Below are 17,286 nucleotides of genomic sequence, written 5' to 3' on the forward strand. Positions count from 1 at the left end.
CAACGAACGCAAATATCGAGACACTGAATGCTCCAAATTTCAGGCTTCGTTCACCTTGACCGCGATGTCTGTGTCGCCCTCCCGCCATCGGAGCAGCACGTAACGACGGATCAGTGCCATATCCGCCAGTTTTGGGGAAGCGTGACGATTCGCACCGATGCCAGCCATCGGATTTCCAGCCACGGCAACCGGATCGCGGTCCATGATGGCCGCTTATCCGGGAAGGCCTTGCAAGGGAAGGCTGCGGGCAACGGTGCTTTTCTTATTCTCGAATATCCCGACGGCCCTCGTGCACCTTTCGTCATCCATACGGACCGGTTGGGCACCATCCCCGTTTATTACGGCCGCCGGCACGGTCAGTTGATTTTCGCCTCGCGCTTGCCCGTGCTCATTGAGGCCGGGTTCGACAGCCCGGATCCGATCGGCGCGGTGCAGATGATGCTTTGCGGCTACCCGCTGGGCTCCCGCAGCCTTCTGGAGGGCGTAAGTCTGGCGCCGCCCGCCTCCGAACTGCGCATCCACCCAAGCGGCTCGGTGACGACTGAACGCTATTGGCGACCAATGCCGAACCCGGACGAGGGCCCTGTTCCTGCGGAATTGGCTGACGAACTGCTGGATCGGTTTAAAGCGGCGCATCACAGGGCGATTCCGGACGGCAACGGGTTGGCGATACCGGTCACCGGCGGCCTTGACTCGCGCATCAATCTTGCATTGCGCGGCGATCGCCTCTCATCCGCTTTCCTTTTTCATATCGGCCTGCCTGGCGATCCGGAGGGTCCGATTGCGCGACATATTGCCAGCGTTCTCGGCTTGTCAATGACCGAGCTGAAACTCAAGCCCGAAACGCTCGGCGCCGAGTGGGGACGGTTCGCCGAGGCCGAGACCGGTGAGCTGAGCGCCGAGCAGATCTGGCTAGGCAGCGTCGGCGCCTTCGTGCACCACAATGCGCCAGGGCGAACTTTGCTGGACGGGTATCTCCAGGATGCGTTACTCAACCCCAGGCTCGTCACCGAACGAGCGCAGGAGCAGCGCGATAACGCCATTCGGCTGGCGCGCCTGCGTTGGGGAGCTATCGGGAAAAGTAGCGACGATCCGTTGCTGGCGCAGGTGCTAGACAGCATCGACGCGGCGTTCGGGCTGTCGAGCGCGCCGTCGTCTCTGGCCTCAAGCCAGCGTTTTTACCTCGAGAATCGATCCCGTCGGTTCGTATTCGGCGCCGCCCGGCTGGCTCAAAACCACATCGCGGTCGCGACTCCGGCGCTGGATAGCGAGCTCATGGACTACGCGCTGGCATTGCCCTGGAGCGCCCGCCGCAACGGGCCACTGTATCGCGCTTTGATCATTCGGCTTGCTCCCGATTTGGCCGAGATCGCCTATGACAAAACCGGCCGCCCACTCAAGCACGGACTGCGCGTCACAAGGCGGCGTCATCTGGCGAAAAGCCTCTACCGTGGACTCGATCGCTTCTGGCCAACCCGGCCGCTGCTGCGTCCTGCTCCGTCACCCATGCGTTTGCTTCTGGGCGGGCGGGAAACGGCAGCCCGGGTGAGCGACCTGCTGAATGAGTCGGAGTGGGTGGCCACGCTGATAGGTACCGCGAGCGGTGATATGCTGAATCGTTTCCTTGAACGCAAGCGCCCGGATCCCGGCATGCCGTTGCTCGCTTTGATGACTCTGGCACAATTGGAGCACTGCCGATCATCCGTGTCGAGATCCGTGCGAGCGTAGTCAGATCGCTCGTTAACCGTTGCAAACGGAGCTCACATGGCACGCGTTCCCGATCGTCATCTCGCGAATAAAATCGCCATTCACATCGGTGCCGGCAAGCTCCAGCCATTGCTCGACCGGCAGAATTGCAGCAAGCTGCGGACTGCAACACGAACATTGCCGCAAGGCGGAATCGGCGTCGTTGGTGGCGCTGTATTGCCGGAAACTGGCAGCTTTCTCGTCTTCACGGGTGTGCCGATAAGGGCGCCGGATACGCTGGAGCGACGAAACAGCGCTGAGACGATCGAGGCGCTGTCCTCGCTCGATGGCGCTTTCGTCGCCATTCACTGGGACGAGACCGTGAACACTCTGACGTTCGTCACAGATCGTCTCGGGCTGCAACCGGCCTACTATCGCCGTGAGGAAGGCGCGTTTACCGTCGTTTCGGATACCCGTGCGCTCCCGGCGCAGCCGGACCTGGCGGGTTGGGGCGGTTTTTTTGCTCTCGGACATACTATTGCTGACCGCACCCTGGCTAAGGGATTGCGGCGGCTGCCACCCGCTAGCATCATTCGCTACCGACCCGCGGACGACCACCTGACCATCGATCGATACTGGGAGTGGCCGTCACCGACCAATAGCTGGCGCACGTTCGACTTCGTAGAAGCCCTGGTGGATGACATTAAACACTATGAGTGCTATGCGCCGGCGGGTAGTACGTTGCTATTGAGCGGCGGGCTGGATTCACGACTCCTGCTGGGTGCGTTGGTCCTGGCCAAACAGGACGTCCAAGCACTGGTGGTGGGCCATCCGGGCGAATTGAGTGGCGCGGACAGCCGGTATGCCGTCCGTGCCGCCGAGGCCATGGGTGTTCGCTATCGGCAGATCACGGTAAGCGAGCCGTTCTTTTCGCGCCGTCCATACCTTCGTTATCTGGAGGCGATGGACGCGGCTTTCCCCACTCTGGATCTGTTCATCCCGCGCGTTGCCAGCGTTTTACCCGACGAGCCGGTCTGGGATGGGCTCATGCCGGATTACCTCTTCTCGGCACATCAACAACCTCAAGGCGCATTTACAGGGTATTGGCGTCAGGAAGTTCGAAAGCCTGGTAGCTTGCAATGGCAAGCCGTGCGAGTGCTGTTTCACGAAGACATCGCCGAGGCCATGTGGCAGGAATTTCAGGACGATTATTCGATGGAATCGAAACGCTGGCCGCAGGATGAGTTCGGAGTGGCGCGTTTCAGGCTCAATAATCGCGGACGAAACCGCCCCGCAATGAATCCCCTCAAGGTGTACGCGACTCGTACGCTCCCGTTCATCCCAGGAACGTCTGCGGAGATGCTTTCCCACGCCGCCGGTCTGCCTGCCGAAGAGCGCCGGGACGCTCGATTCCACATGCGTTTGCTGCGCCGTATCGGAGCGCGCGCGCTGGCCGCACCGCTCATTTCAGGCGGCACCCCGGTTCGCCGCTCCAGGGTCGATCTGGCGTATTGGCGGGCGCGCTTTCAGGAAGAGGCCGCCGAGAGGCTGCCAAGCCGGTTACGGCGCCGGCCGTACCGCGCCTCGCTGAGCGCATTCATCGGTGACTGGCTCATCGAGCCCCACGATGAACGCTGGATTCGTCCAGCGGCTCTGAAGGAACCACCGAGCGCCTCCCCTTCGCAGGCGATGATATGGAAGCTATTCTTCTACTGGAAAGCATGGGAGTGGACGCACAGCGGTACTCTGTTCGAGCGTTTGGCACCGCGAGCGGTGGACTGAGAAGATCCCTGCGCGATTTTCACAATACGTTACCCCGTCCGTTAAGGCACCATAAAATGATAAAACGAGTTCTACGCGCTCTCCGGTGCTCATTCGCTGCGAGAGTGGTCCCGCGCCCTGCTACTATTAAAGCTTCGTTCGTTCTCGCGCTGGCTCTGGTCTTCGGCCCGGCCGCGTTGGCAAATCACCCGTTCGCCGCGCATATCACCGATGATCCCTCCATCAACGGGATGGGCTGGAGTCACGCGTTCGCCATCCGCTCGCCCGCCAGCTCCGCGTGGCTGTACATGCCGTTGATGGGTCATAACCACACGCCGGGCTCGGATAATTCCGTGCGAGTCTACGATCCGAGCACGGACCGATGGACTTATTGGCAAAAGGATTTGCATGAGCAGTTGACCAAAGCGGAGTGGTTCGCCGGCCGGTCGACTTCGCCGCCATCAGCGTCCGGGCGCAACAACTACATTGGTTTTTATCTTCCCTGGGAAGGCCGGCACGGCCAACTGTGGATCGCTGCACCTGGGGACACTTTGGCCAGTAACCATGGCATCTACGACATTGCGAAGAAACGGTGGATTCACCTGGTGCCGAATGACCGGAAGCGGCAGTTCGCGCCAATCACATATACGAACGAAGCGGCTTACAAGTTCGTGAATGGATGGAATTATGCGGACGTCGTCTGCGAGGAGCACCGGACGCTCGTGCGCTACGGCGGTAAGAATGAGGGCATCCTCATCGTTGTAAGGCCGGATGAGAAACGTCCGGGGCACTATTTGGCAACGGGCTACCGTCAGCAGCGGCCCGGGCGAAGGAACAACATTCGTGACTCCGGTATCTGTGTGGGTGGCGATGTTTACATCTTCGGCGGCGCGAAGAACTGGAAGGGCAAGCCACTGCGTGAAGTCTGGAAGCTGAATGTGAAAACGCTCGAATGGAGCTCGCTACCGCCCACACCGGTGCCGATTCCCGCCATGGCGGCGGTCACTTACGACCCCCACAGGGGCAGCGCCGTCATCGTGTTCGGTGACAATACCAAGCGGGTCGGTGCGTACAATCTGAAATCCGGTGCGTATGACGACTTGACTGATGTGCTGAAGCTGCCCAGCGCCCAAAACATAACGGGCACCTACCTGCCGGGCACGGGCCATCTGTACCGGGGAGGGGTTTGGGGCAATGCAGGATGGGAAAGCGCCCGCCAGATATGGTGCATCTCGGTGGACGCGGGTGACACCTGTGGCCGGGGTGAACATGGTGAGCAATAAGGCCAAGTACCTTGCGATCGATGCACCTCCGCAAGCCAAGGAGTGTCTCAGTGTCACTGCCGAGGCCCGGCGGAACTCAAGAGCGTTGCATGGCCTGCATAGGCAACTGGTCAGACAACGCAATCGTCGGTCCTTCACGATCGCTTCTGGAGCGATTATTGCTCGGGGAGTCCGTCCTCTGACAAGCTTCGTGCGTGCGTGGCGATCGACTCGAACCTACGGTCCGGACGTTGCCCGGTTCGCCGGTGTGCCAATGTGGCGGCAACTTCTGCACCAGTGGCTGATCGCAGTGCGCTTCAGATTCAGCTCCGATGCCTATTATCGGTACAGGCTATATCGCCTCCGTAACCTGGCCGACGCCGAGTTATTCTTTCCGCTCAATGTGAACATGGCGCTGCGAAGCCACCTTTATCAACGGCTCAACGCGGACACGTCCCGTCTCGTCGACAAGCGGATCTTCCATCGGGTTTGCACCGCGCACCAGCTACCTGTTGCCGAGATTGTTGCGGAGTTCACGGACGGCTGCGCGCGCGCGTGGCCAGACGGCGGCGAGGTGATCTTGCCTCGATATGATCTTTTCAGCAAACCGGCCGCTTCCCTCTGCGGCGAAGGAGTAGCGCGGTGGGTGTGGCAGGAAAGCGGTCATTTTCGAGGCGAGCAGGCGCAGATGCTGTCCGCGGATGAATTGTGTGGTCATCTCAGGGCACTTTCCCATTCCGAAGGCTCATATCTACTCCAGCCGCGATTGACGAATCATCCGGCCATCGCTTCGCTCAGCCCGGGTGCGCTCTGTACGGCACGGATTGTTACCTGCCGGGAGGTTGATGGACAGCCCGAGCATATGCTGTCGGTTTTCCGGATGCCTCCCGAATCAGACGACGCTCCGGCCGACAATTTCGCACTGGGCGGTTTCGCAAGCCCCATAGACGGGGCCACCGGCAGTTTACGTGATGCGGTACGTAAAGACCTGCGCTACGCTGCTGTCGATTACCCTGAGTCCCTCCATTCGGGGCGGCCCTTTGCCAGTTATCGTCTACCGCAATGGGATTCGGCGCTTGAGCTATGTTTACGGGCGCATGGGGTATTCTCGGAATTCCCCTCCGTGGGCTGGGATGTTGCGTTCACTCCGGCCGGTCCGCTTCTTCTCGAAGGCAATCACGACTGGGATGTCGTGCTGGCGCAGCAAGCCGGTGCGCGCCCCTTGGGGCGGACGAAGTTCATCGATAGCTATTATTCGTTTTATGGACTGGCAGCGCCTGTCCATAACCGGCCACTTTAGTATGACTGACCAACCCGCGCGGCGAATCATGATCACCGAATGATCCAGTAACTGCGATCGGGTTTGTTCCACGCACCGTCATTACCGCCGATGATGACAAGGGCACGGTGAGCCGGGTCTGACACGAGATGATTTCCATACACTGCTTCGTCCTGGTTCGGCAGGGCGACTCGCTCGAATCCACCATCGATTTTATGAAGCCAGATAACACCCTTGTCATAAATTCGATAAAGCGCGAGCCGTTTGCGTGCCGGCCACCAGGCAAGCGCGACCGATTCGTAACTGCGTGAATTACGCCTTGCCGGAAACGGGAGCGGTGCGGCCGTATGCAATGTGTCATGATCGAGATCCATGTAGACGAGCTCTCCGTTTTTTCCGGCCATCTCGTCGACCATGTACCAGCGGCGCCCCACAAGATTCTGGCTGCCTTGCGCGCTCCATAGGTAGTGCCCTTTCAGTCCCGGCAGTAGGCGCCATTCTCCCTGTTTGAATTGTACGATTTGTCCGTGAGCCTTGATCGCCAGAAAGCGTTCGTTCGCACGATCCCATACCCCATACTTGATTTGGCCGAAGGGCCCGCCCAAGGTGCGCTCCGGATTGGGTGGCATCTGAGGCGGGATATCGTATTCGCCGGCCCAATTCATGACATAGGCATGCTTGATTTGCCCAGACCGCGCTGAGCTGCAAGCCTTGGAGTTGTTCAAATCATAGTTTCCGCCAGCGATCAGGAAGCGATTTTTGCCCAGATAGGCAAAGCCCGCCTGACATCGGCCCCGCGTCCATACAGCTTCGGCATTCGGCGGGCAGTAGCTCGACTCAAGCCGCCAGTCATTGGCGGCGAAATCGACGGACCAGATTTCGCGCCGGTATGAGGCACCGACTGGCTTACCCACGTAATCGCCCCCATACACGAACACGCGCCCGGCGGGGCCCGGCTCGAAAGAGACATGTTTCATTTGTCCTGCGGGCCCATTGCCTGGCTTGGGCAACGGCATGCGTTCGACGGTGAGCTCTGGTGTTTGAGCCCTCAGCTCCATCGGAGCTATCACTAAAATGGCCAGCAGAGCCAATGCGTTCAGCAGGCAATTCAATCTTATGCGGACCACAGTACCCTCCGCAGTGCCGGAGATGACCGGCTCGAAAAGTCATTTTTTGTATCCACGGGTCCGGCTGAGAGCGTTTGCTGCCGGGAATATTCAACCGCTCTAGGGCCGCAGCGCTCGATCAGGCGCGCTTGAGAATGTGTCGGGATCCAGATCAGATCGAGTGTAACCTTGCTGCATTGCGCCGAAGACGGATCTCATACAAGTATCGCCAATTCTTACCCGTGACGTAAAAAGAACCAGTTCTTTCGCTGTAAGCAATGCCATTCAACACGAAGTGACGATTGTCAGCTTCAGCGTGCCGTCTCAGGTGCCGGCAGTTAAATAGGCATTTGACTCGTCCCGTTTCCGAGTTGATCATCGCGATGTCATCTTGATACCAAATATTCGCATATATATAGCCATTTGCATACTCAATATCATTCAAATGGCGAAGGGGCAGTCTCCATATATGAGCGCGAATTGATTTTTTAGGTCTGAATGTGGAGTCGAGATAAGTTAAAGTGGAGCTACCGTTGCTCATCCAGAAGCCACAATCTTCACCAGAAGAAAGCCCCCAGCCTTCTCCATGATATTTCCATGGCGTGGCTATTTCCAGTTCAGGGATTAAAAACCGATTCGCTTTTCCATCCTTCCAGCTAAGTTGAACGATCACCCCGTCTCCAATCGCAATTCCCTCTGCCCATATCTCAGAAATATCAACAATTTTAATAACCTTGCCATTGGTGATATCGATGCGCCTCAGTGAAGACTGATTTTTGAGGCCCGTGCTTTCGTATAAAAATCCGTCATGGAATGCCAGTCCTTGTGTATACGACCTAGAGTCATGTGGAAGTGCGCGAAGAACCTCAACAGGGAATCGGCGCACCAAATTGCGCTGCGTGAAATAATATGCTCTCTGAATGTGTTTGCGGATTCGCATGACGTACTACGCACGAGCAACTGATTTTCGTTTGAGATAACGTCGTATTTTAGACTTGACTTGGTATCGTTCTGCAATGATACCAATCTTTTCGATAAGCTTATTGCAGGCAGCGACAACGCGAAACAGAATTCGCCAGCGCAGGGTGGCGGGCGCTAAAAAATAATTACGCTCAGGTCGAGAATAATCGGACAACCGCTTCTTGTTGGAATTATCTCCATACATAAAATCGAATGTCTTCACGTTGGCAACCGTATTGATAAGATCTTCTACAACAAACATATGCAGTATATTGCCAATCGAATATTCTGTCCAAGCTGGATCAAAACCAATCTCAACGGATTCATAGTTTCCGTTGTACAAATAGCCGAGCATGAACGCAACAGGCGTATCATCGCAATACATAATGTAGCTTCGCAACCAGCTCTTGCTTGCTGAAAACTTAAGATGAGTGGCGCGCTCTTCAGTGTCTTTAACACCCATTTCGAGCAGATGCCATTGGTAGGTTTTCCTGGATACTTGTTCAGCATCGACAAGGAAAGCAGGAACGTCGGCTATTGATGTAAAAACCTGATATGATACTTTGTCTTTAGCCTGAGCATATAAGCGTCGTTTTTGTCTTCTTAAGTCTTGACGCGTCTTGCTTCCCAAGGAAGCCATGTATTTGTCAAATGTGTCCGGTAGGGTAATGAAACGGCGTTCATATTTTAAACCCCTTGGCGCTATTAGTACGGGGTCATTTTTTTCAAAGAGGCGACGTGCAATCGAACCATTGAGCTCCATACCTACCACAATAAGAAGCTCCCGGTCGGAAAAATCAGCCATCATTGTCTTTAATAACGTCGCAATCAAACCGCCCGGATTCGGATGTGCTGGATCCAGCAATGGCCCTCGGGTCAATACATTGGTGTGGGTGCGATAGGAGAAAAGGGTATGCCCCAGAAGTTCAACCGTTAACGCGCCTGGGTGGCCGAATAAAGGGGCATATCCGACTATATTTCCAGACGGATCCAGGTTTATGTATAACTGGACGCGTTTGCTGTCGTCTTTAACACGTAAAGTGAGCCATTCTAGATGATGTTCGATGCTTGATTCCGGGTGAGTCTCGACGAACTTATTAATGCGCTCCCTTAAGTCGTTATTGTTTATAATTTTCGACGAGGAATAGGAGTGCCATTGATATTCTGCATTGTTCATTTGGTGGATTTTATGAGAAGGTAAATAGTATGAGTGTATTTTCTTGGCAATTAGGGGCTGCATTAGCTGCTTAAGGCCCTAGGCGGGCACACCTCGAACTTTTCGCATCCAGCTACGTACACGCATTTTCACACCTAACCTATCAAGGGCGTATCCGAGGGTTGCGGAAAGTGCCTCTATCGTTTCTCGAGACACAATCACAGCAACGTTGGATAGGGTAGGACGCAGCAAGACAACGGTTTCGAAGTCCTCGCTGTCCGTGGCGTAGAAGGACTTGTGGCTGCCTTTGCCGGCCCCCTCGGTGAAGTCGAAGGCCCGAACGTCCTTTCGCGCGAACAAATTCTCAAGGACACGCATCAATAGCACAGTGCCTGGCGAAAGGCTGGCGAAATCCGGCCGGTAACCGACGAACTCGTACTCGGCAACGCCGTTGCGAATAGGGCAATAGAGATAGGCCACCGGTTCGTCGCCGACGAAAAGCACGTACCCTTCAGCCCGACCTGCGGCCATGGCCTCCGCCATTTTACGTTTGCTCGCCTCATCGGTTGGCAGGCCGGCGTCGAACATGATCTCCTGATAAGTTGATCGGGACACAGCGCTCGCGGTTTGGTGGAAAGCGGGAAACTCGGATTTCGCATAGCTTCGAAAGCTAACGGTCGCGCCGGTGTCGCGTTCGATGCGTCGAAGCTTCCGCCGTAATCCGGACCGGGTTCTGGGCGAGAAACGCTGCAGATACTCTGCGAAGGTTCCATCGAGGCGAATGAAATAACGGGGCCCTCGCTGTATCGTCCAGAGCAGCGCTCCGTTCGCGAACGACGCCGGCCACCGTCGTTTTGATGCCCTCTCGGCACGCCGCACCAGCATGAGCCCATCGACAGCAGTCGGCAGATCGCATAATCGCAGCCACTCGCTCGGATCGTCTCTATCCAGCACACCGCTGCGCCGTACGGCCAGGTTCCGCAACGGAGTTGCTAGTGTCCATTCCCCCAGGCGGATGGGCAGTCCGATTTCCCGGATTTGACTTGCGCCACCACTCATCGGCTCCTCCGGAGCAGTTGCTCGACATAGCGTCGCGCGGCGGCTTGGTGCGGGACGCGAAGAGTGGCGGCGGCGCTCGAAGCTATGCCAGCGTTGATCCGGGGCAGACTCTCCGTCGTTGCAGTTGGGAGTCGGTCGCGATGGCGAGAGAGGTAGTGGCATAATCCCAGAAAACGCTGCAACGCCACGGTATCGACCCGCTGGCGGCGGGCGTCCAGCAACTCGGCGCTGTGGGACAATATGGAGACGACCGCACGCCCCTGGCGCGAACAGCTATCGAGGATCGCCTTGATTTCCGCGGTCCCGCTGCTGCCCACTTGCAATGGGCGCAACCGCCGTGTGAAATCCTCATAGGTCGTCAGGGGCACCTCGATCACATTTTCCTCGGTCATCGACAGATCGTGCGGGATCGCGGGATCGATCGGTCCGTGTGGCCCCGCCGCGTTCTGGCTGAAATCGGCTGTGATGCCACTCGCCCGCGCCGCCGTGAGCGTCCTTCGATCGGCACCGAACGAACCTGCCCGGAAGGCGCTGATTTCACCCGCTCCGGCCTCTTGGAGCCAGCGTTTACCAAGCGCGATCAAGCGTTGTTGCTCGGTCTGGTCCAGCGCTTTGAGGGCAAGCCGGTGCGGACCCGGCAGCTCGGGATGTCCGGCGCGGCCCAGCCACTCCGGATGCAGGTGGAGTTGCACCTCCTGGCCTGCCGCGCGAATCATGCCCACGATCTCCCCTAGAGCGTCACGTCCGAGTACAGAGGCGAACAGCGGTTCCACGAAGAATACCGCCTCCAAGCCGTGATCGTTCAACACCGCAAGCTGATGGGGCAATCCGTATTGGGCGGGTTTGCCGACGCCATGGATGTAGCGGCGGAAGGCATCATGCATTGCCGGCCCATCGGCCTCCCAATGAGGTGGCCATATTTCCACGTCCACAGTAATGAAGGCATGAGTGAGATGGTTCATGCGGTACCGCCTCCCATCGGGGCGGCCGAGGTGGCAAGCATCATGTCCCGCTGTTTGGAGCGTGACTCGGGGCCGCCAAGCCACGAGCTGCGCGGTTGTCTTTCAGAGGTGTCGCCGTGCAAAAGTTGGCAACGTCTCATCGCTGTCGATCGGAATATTTTTGTTCTCCAGCAACCATGCTTGAATGCCTTAATTAGCGAAACCCCAGGGAATTGGAATGCGCTAATTCTTTTTAAAAAATCTGCTTGGCGCATTGATTTCACCTAGATCGTTCGCTAAGTCGAGTCTCGGTTTGGCCGATCCGCGGTACATGTTGCCATTTGCCGGCGCGGAGTAGATCGGCGAGCAACTGCCCTGCTGCTTCTGCCAAACGGGGCCTTAAAGAAGCCTCGGTGTCTCCCGGAGCAATTGCTATCGGTGTCTGGGCAGCCACATCGCCGGTGTCGATTCCGGCGTCGACCCAATGGACCGTGATGCCTGTTTCGCTGACTCGGTTTTTCAGCGCCCCGTTGATGGGATCCGGCCCTCGGAATTCCGGCAATAGTGAGCAATGCACGTTGAAACATCCAATGCGTGGAATTTGGATGATCGGTAATCCGAGGATATGGTGAAACGTGATCATCAGGATTAGATCAGGGGTCAAGCGTCGCACGAAATCGACAGTCGGCGCAGCGTTGGGATCGCGCGTGTAGTGCGGGATGAGCCCGCTCGCGTCGCAAAATTCCTCGATCCGCGCCCAACGCCGGGAGTCGAGCAGTCCGAGCCGCCGCCCAAGGCTCTTCAGGCGTCTTTGCCAAGCGTGCTGCCACCGATTCCATCGGTAGCCTAGCGCCAAGTGCAACTCTTTGCGCCACCGACGGTCGGCCGCACGCGTGCGGCTCGCGCGCGTGGGTCTCGGGCGAGGCTGAGAAAGCACGACGCCGACAATTTGACCGAGCAGTTCGGGCGCGGACGCAGCAAGGCTTGTCAACGTCTCCGCACTTAATGGTGCCCCAGCACAGCTGAAAAGCACGATTCGGGGATGCTCCAGCGGGTATCGGGCACTCATTGCATCGATAACGCTCGCGCGTGTTGCGAAGCCAGCTCGTTCAGAACGCCGGCGAGCCGGGCCGACAGGTGCTCTCGGCTGTAGGCTTTGATCGCCGGATTCGCGCTACTCGCCGGCGCATGCGCCTTGTGCTCACGAAAGGCGCGGCCAAGGAAGGCGGCGATTGCATCGGGATCATCCGGGCGAATGGGTGCACCGGCATCGAGGGCGCGGGAGCTGAGCAGTTCTGCGACGGCGCCGCCCGAAACCAACGCGAGCAACGGACGTCCTAGCCGAAGGTATTCGTAGACCTTTGCCGGAACCTGTAGGTGAGACCAAGCCCGTGTCGCCGCGGTGGACGTATTTTCGCCCAATGGTTCGCTAAGCACCACCAGCACGTCGGCCCCGGCCATCCGACGAAGCGCATCTCGGTAAGGGACGCGATCGGCGACGACCTCGGTCATCCCACCCAATTCCCGGTGCTGCAAGGCCTCCAGAAACTCCTGGCTGCGGCCGTAATTTCCGGTGCCGAGCAAGGTAAGCCGTACTCCGTCCTTCGGCAGCTCCCCCCGCTTGCGCGCTAAGCAGATGCCGTCAAGCAGAGGCAGTGGGTTACGGTTGCCGGCGGAGATCATGCCTGGGTAGAGGATTTCGAACTCTTCGTGGGTTTGTGGTTGTATATGCGCGAGATCGGCTTCGTCGTAGCCATTGGTGATGACATCGAACTTTTCACCCGGCAGATGAGGGTATCGTGTGAGAAACCAGCGGCGCATCGCCGGTGTGTTGCAGATGATCCGGTCCGCCCCCTGGAGGATGCGGCCCTCGAGCCAGCCTTCGACGCGTCGGCGCCAGTTCGGCATGGAGTCCTCAACCCAAGGGTCGCGGAAATCGGCGATCCAGGGCAGGCCGGTCCTCCGCTTGAGCCGCAACCCGACCAGATGGGCGGAGGCGGGTGGGTATGTGGTATAGATTGCCTCGGCGTTTTGTTCCCGTATGACCCGCAGCGCCCGTCTGGAAGCGGGCAGCACCCACGGCCAGTAACGGTCCGGCGTTGCAAGCGGATCCGGGTAGACGCCATTGATTCCAAACAGTTGCTTCACATCCGCTGCCCAGGGACGATGGACATGAACGCCGGCAGGAATTTGCTGGACGGATTCCGGGTCCGTTCGGACGTAAAGCCGCTCCGGGACGGATATGACTTCGGAGCGCCAGCCGAAGCGGCGCAGGTAGTCCGTGAACTTCAGCGTACGCAACACGCCCGTGCTCGTGTTGTCGGGCAGGTAATGAAAGGCCACGACGATCAGGGTCCGCTGGGGAGTGTATTCTTCCTGTGTCCGTGTTCCTGGGCCGGTACTCACCGTACGACCTCCATGTCGTCTTCCCCTTGCGTCGTCTGAAGTGGCGTGAAAAAGTCTACGCGCGTATGAGAGTGCAAAAAAGCTTCCATGGACGCTACCGCCTTCCTGTAGGCGGTGCAAGGTTATGGTTGAGTGTTCTGGGATTAGATCGCTCTCGTCGGCTGAGCGTGCCGGTTGAGCGCTACGCAGAAAAGGAGCAATTCAGTGGGCCTGCGTGATGTGGTCATCATCGCTATCATCGGCGTCCTTGCCCTTATCGCTCTCCGGCGACCTTGGATCGGTGTCCTCGGGTGGTCCTGGCTCGGCTATATGAATCCTCACAAGCTGACCTGGGCGGCTCAGCAATACCCGCTTGCCCAGGGAATCGCCGGCGCGACGATCATGGGTTTGCTGTTCACGCAGGAGCGTCGCCCGCCACCGTTGACCTTCGAAATGGTGCTCCTTTCGCTGTTGGGCTTCTGGTTCACGCTAACCACAGTTTTCGCCTGGTATCCGGACTTCGCCTGGATCCAGTGGAACACTGTATTCAAGATTTTTTTGTTCACTTTCGTGACTACGATGTTGATCTTCGGCCGTTTTCGGATTCATCTTCTTTTCGTGGTTATCGCGCTGTCGATCGGGTTCTATGGGGTCAAGGGTGGGGTTTTCTCTCTACTCACCGGCGGCAGTTTTCGGGTTTGGGGGCCGGGAAATTCATTCATCGGGGACAATAATGGCATCGGTCTGGCACTGAACATGACGTTACCGCTGGCTCTGTTGGTAGCGCGCGAGGAAACGCGGCGCTCGATTCGAATCGCGTTGTACGCCGTGTTCTGGCTTTCGGTGCCGGCGGTGATTTTTACTTATTCGCGGGGCGCTTTCCTCGGCCTGGTGATCGTGATGGGCGCTTTGTTTTGGCGCTACCGTGCGCGTATGTTCCTGTTGGCTATGGTGGGTGCGCTGGCGCTGGTGCTGGCGCAAGACTATTTGCCCGGGCGTTGGGTGCAACGGCAGCAAACCACGCTCGATTACCAGGAAGACACCTCGGCAATGCAACGGATCCAGGCGTGGGGGGTCGCCTGGAATATCGCTAAAGACCGACCGCTCCTGGGGGCCGGGTTTAATTTCGAGTTTGCCAACAACTCGGATCGCTGGCTGAGCTATGCCAATTTCCTTGGTTCCTGGGAAAATCAGACCCGAGCAGCCCATAGCATTTACTTCCAGATACTCGGTCAGCACGGCATTGCCGGCTTCATCTTCTTTATGACGCTGCTACTCGGTACGTTCTGGCGGCTGCATCGTCTAGGTCGTATGGCGTACGCGGAGGACGCGGCGTGGATTGGCCGTTATGCAAAGGCGATGGAGATATCGCTGTTGCCATATATGGTCTCCGGCGCCTTTTTGAGCTTTGCATATTTCGATATGTACTACGCTTATGTCGGAATCAGCGCGATTTTGCACCGGGAATGGCGGGAGGCCAAGGCGGCCGCGGCTACCGAGGTTTGGGAAAGAGAGGAAGCAGACGTGGCGCCGGTGGCGATGTCGGGAGCACGGGGGACGATTCATCGTCGGAATTTCTGATGCCACGATGGCCTCCAAAGGGGATGTAGGCGTGGAAAAGGGCGCTGTTGCAGTGTCTTCGTTGAGGTCGGTTGCGCATATCGCGCCGCTTCTCGGATGGGCGATCCTTAATTTCGCGGGTGCTGCGCCGGCGGCGGTGATCAAAGGTGAGCCTACAAATTACGCGCGGTTGGTGCAGACACTGCAGCCCGGTGACACCCTCCAACTGCAATCCGGCGTATATCGCTACGGTCTATCACTGCACAATCTTGGCGGGCATAGTGGGAGGCGGATCACGATTGAGGGACCTGCCCGTGGCGATCCGGCGCTGTTTCTGTCACGTCGCGGTCGCAATACGATCAGCATAAAAGACGCCAGCTACATTACGGTCCGGAATCTGATGCTCGACGGGCAGAAACTCAACGTCGACGGCGTCAAAGCCGAGGGGAGCTCCCGCTACGTTCACCACATTACGCTCGAGAATCTGACGATCACCAACCACGATACCAATCAGCAGATCGTCGGTATTTCCACTAAATGTCCCGCCTGGGGCTGGGTGGTTCGGGGTAATACGATCGATGGCGCGGGTACGGGGATGTATTTCGGTGACTCGGACGGCTCCGCGCCGTTTATCGGCGGTGTGATCGAGGAGAATGTGATCCGGAACACCATCGGCTACAACGTTGAGATCAAGCACCAGAAGCCCAGGAAGGAGGTTGCCGGTATGCCTCGGCAGCCGCAAGTAACGGTGCTGCGTTACAATGCGTTCAGCAAGGCCGGTGGAGGCGCCGAGGGCGGGCTGGCGCGCCCGAATGTGCTTCTTGGGCATCAACCACAGAAAGGAGTCGGGCGTTTCGATCACTATCTTGTATACGGCAATTTCTTTTACCAGAATCCAACCGAAGCGCTTTTTCAGGCCACCGGCCGAGTGATGCTCTACAATAATGCTTTTGTCAACACGCTCGGAGTGGGGCGGTCGATAATGATCATGCCGCACAATGGCGTGGCGCCGAAGTCCATAAATATCTTTCACAATACCGTGCTGGCCAGCGATATTGGGATCGCCGTTTGGAATGCCGATCGCCAGTTCCGGCAGCTGGTAGAAGCGAACGCGGTCTTTGCTGCCACTCCCACCACCGGTCGGATGCAGCGCCGGGCAAATATAACGGCGCCGCTCGGCAAAGCTTCGGACTACCTTCGCTCACCGCAAGCGCCATTAGGGCGTCTTGACCTCTCGCCCCGCTCCGGACAGCTGCGCGGTCAGCGGCTAGCCAACGCGTTACGCGACGCCCCGGCGGCTGATCGGGATTTTTATAATACGCCCCGGGATAAAGGGGTTGTGGGAGCCTTCGTACATTATGGCGCTGGAGAAAGTAGTCACCTCTCCTTGAGGCGTCGGTCTTCGGCCCATTGAGCGCATTCCATTGCACGCAATCCCATATTGGAGAATATAGGCAATAGCCTACGTTTCGTATTTTCGAAGTGCGGCCTGCTGATCTCAACCAGTTCGGTGCTGTCAAATCGGTTGTCTTGGTTGGAATTAGACGTGTCAAGCCGAAAAAAGCATAACGTCTCCCCTGGATTTTGGACCGCACGGAGCTGGAAAAACCGGCCTGATTCCCAGGGGGAACCGCTTGAAGACGACCACGCCGTGAAGGCGAGCAATTCACCGAGGAGCAGATTGCCTTCGTGGTAAAGCAATGGGAGTTGGGCGCGCGGGTGGCGGAGCTATGCCGGAAGAAGGGTGTCGGCGATGTCACGCTTTATAATTGGTGCAAGAAGTACAGCGGCTGAGCTCCTCGGGGCTCAAGTGCCTGCGCCAGAGCTTGAAAAGGAGAACCGCAAGCTTGGCTGCTGGCGGCGGATCTGAGCCTCGACAAGGCGATGCTTCAGGACGCGCTGGCAAAAAGGCTCTGTAGCCGTCGGGCAAGCGCAGCGGGTGGGTCGGCTCTGAGAGCTCTTTGGCGCGAGCGAGCGCCAGAGCCTGGGCGGTGACGGAACTTATCGCGCTCGGTCTACTATTACCCCCCACTGTCAGGCTAGTTGGAACCTCCCCCGATGTTAGAGTCTGAAACCGAGATGGGGGCGTTGTGAGGGTTTCGATGAAGTATTCCGACCAGCACAAGGAAGC

At 57.9% G+C, this 17,286-nt stretch carries 13 protein-coding genes and 1 pseudogene; 7 read left to right on the plus strand and 7 right to left on the minus strand.

The annotated features are described in order from the left end of the window. Positions 1–27 precede the first annotated feature (27 nt). The 4 genes from AC52Q4_RS10520 to AC52Q4_RS10535 all read left to right on the plus strand — a co-directional run bounded on the left by AC52Q4_RS10520 (position 28) and on the right by AC52Q4_RS10535 (position 6,009). On the plus strand, positions 28–1,728 hold the full coding sequence (locus AC52Q4_RS10520; protein ID WP_495536749.1) for a hypothetical protein: 1,701 nt from the start codon (positions 28–30) through the stop codon (positions 1,726–1,728). A 36-nt stretch (positions 1,729–1,764) separates the two neighbouring features. Next, on the plus strand, positions 1,765–3,468 hold the full coding sequence (locus AC52Q4_RS10525) for an asparagine synthetase B family protein (protein ID WP_495536750.1): 1,704 nt from the start codon (positions 1,765–1,767) through the stop codon (positions 3,466–3,468). A 104-nt stretch (positions 3,469–3,572) separates the two neighbouring features. Continuing rightward, positions 3,573–4,730 carry a Kelch repeat-containing protein gene (locus tag AC52Q4_RS10530; RefSeq protein WP_495536751.1) on the plus strand — a complete coding sequence of 386 codons (1,158 nt, stop codon included), beginning with the start codon at positions 3,573–3,575 and terminating at the stop codon, positions 4,728–4,730. Positions 4,731–4,983: 253 nt separating this feature from the next. Then, complete coding sequence (locus tag AC52Q4_RS10535) at positions 4,984–6,009, plus strand: sugar-transfer associated ATP-grasp domain-containing protein (protein WP_495536752.1); 1,026 nt, start codon at positions 4,984–4,986, stop codon at positions 6,007–6,009. A gap of 32 nt (positions 6,010–6,041) precedes the next feature. On the opposite strand, the gene AC52Q4_RS10540 is transcribed toward AC52Q4_RS10535, so the two are convergent. The 7 genes from AC52Q4_RS10540 to AC52Q4_RS10570 all read right to left on the minus strand — a co-directional run bounded on the left by AC52Q4_RS10540 (position 6,042) and on the right by AC52Q4_RS10570 (position 13,616). Next, positions 6,042–6,965 (minus strand): hypothetical protein, encoded by a 924-nt coding sequence (locus tag AC52Q4_RS10540; RefSeq protein ID WP_495536753.1) that lies wholly within the window; start codon positions 6,963–6,965, stop codon positions 6,042–6,044. Positions 6,966–7,266: 301 nt separating this feature from the next. Then, positions 7,267–8,034, minus strand: coding sequence for a glutaminyl-peptide cyclotransferase (locus AC52Q4_RS10545; protein WP_495536754.1), 768 nt, complete (start codon positions 8,032–8,034; stop codon positions 7,267–7,269). A gap of 6 nt (positions 8,035–8,040) precedes the next feature. Beyond that, positions 8,041–9,231 carry a GNAT family N-acetyltransferase gene (locus AC52Q4_RS10550; RefSeq protein ID WP_495536755.1) on the minus strand — a complete coding sequence of 397 codons (1,191 nt, stop codon included), beginning with the start codon at positions 9,229–9,231 and terminating at the stop codon, positions 8,041–8,043. A gap of 78 nt (positions 9,232–9,309) precedes the next feature. Next, positions 9,310–10,269: a GNAT family N-acetyltransferase gene (locus AC52Q4_RS10555; RefSeq protein WP_495536756.1), complete on the minus strand. Its 960-nt coding sequence runs from the start codon at positions 10,267–10,269 to the stop codon at positions 9,310–9,312. After that, the gene (locus tag AC52Q4_RS10560) at positions 10,266–11,231 is read right to left on the minus strand and encodes a polysaccharide deacetylase family protein (protein WP_495536757.1); all 966 of its coding nucleotides are present in this window, start codon (positions 11,229–11,231) and stop codon (positions 10,266–10,268) included. The genes AC52Q4_RS10555 and AC52Q4_RS10560 overlap by 4 nt, the downstream gene beginning before the upstream one ends. 259 nt (positions 11,232–11,490) lie before the next feature. After that, complete coding sequence (locus AC52Q4_RS10565; protein WP_495536758.1) at positions 11,491–12,279, minus strand: methionyl-tRNA formyltransferase; 789 nt, start codon at positions 12,277–12,279, stop codon at positions 11,491–11,493. Further along, positions 12,276–13,616, minus strand: coding sequence for a glycosyltransferase (locus tag AC52Q4_RS10570; protein ID WP_495536759.1), 1,341 nt, complete (start codon positions 13,614–13,616; stop codon positions 12,276–12,278). Before AC52Q4_RS10570 ends, AC52Q4_RS10565 begins: the two co-directional genes overlap by 4 nt. Positions 13,617–13,820: 204 nt before the next feature. On the opposite strand from AC52Q4_RS10570, the gene AC52Q4_RS10575 reads away from it, so the two are divergent. The 3 genes and pseudogenes from AC52Q4_RS10575 to AC52Q4_RS10585 form a co-directional block, all read left to right on the plus strand. Continuing rightward, a complete protein-coding gene (locus AC52Q4_RS10575) occupies positions 13,821–15,176 on the plus strand; it encodes a putative O-glycosylation ligase, exosortase A system-associated (RefSeq protein WP_495536760.1) in 1,356 nt (451 codons plus the stop codon). Between the two features lie 172 nt (positions 15,177–15,348). After that, the gene (locus AC52Q4_RS10580) at positions 15,349–16,569 is read left to right on the plus strand and encodes a right-handed parallel beta-helix repeat-containing protein (RefSeq protein ID WP_495536761.1); all 1,221 of its coding nucleotides are present in this window, start codon (positions 15,349–15,351) and stop codon (positions 16,567–16,569) included. A gap of 248 nt (positions 16,570–16,817) precedes the next feature. Continuing rightward, positions 16,818–17,066 (plus strand): annotated as a pseudogene (locus tag AC52Q4_RS10585) (transposase); the annotation flags it as partial. Between the last annotated feature and the right edge of the window lie 220 nt (positions 17,067–17,286).

The sequence above is a fragment of the Nitrococcus sp. genome (genome assembly GCF_059432795.1).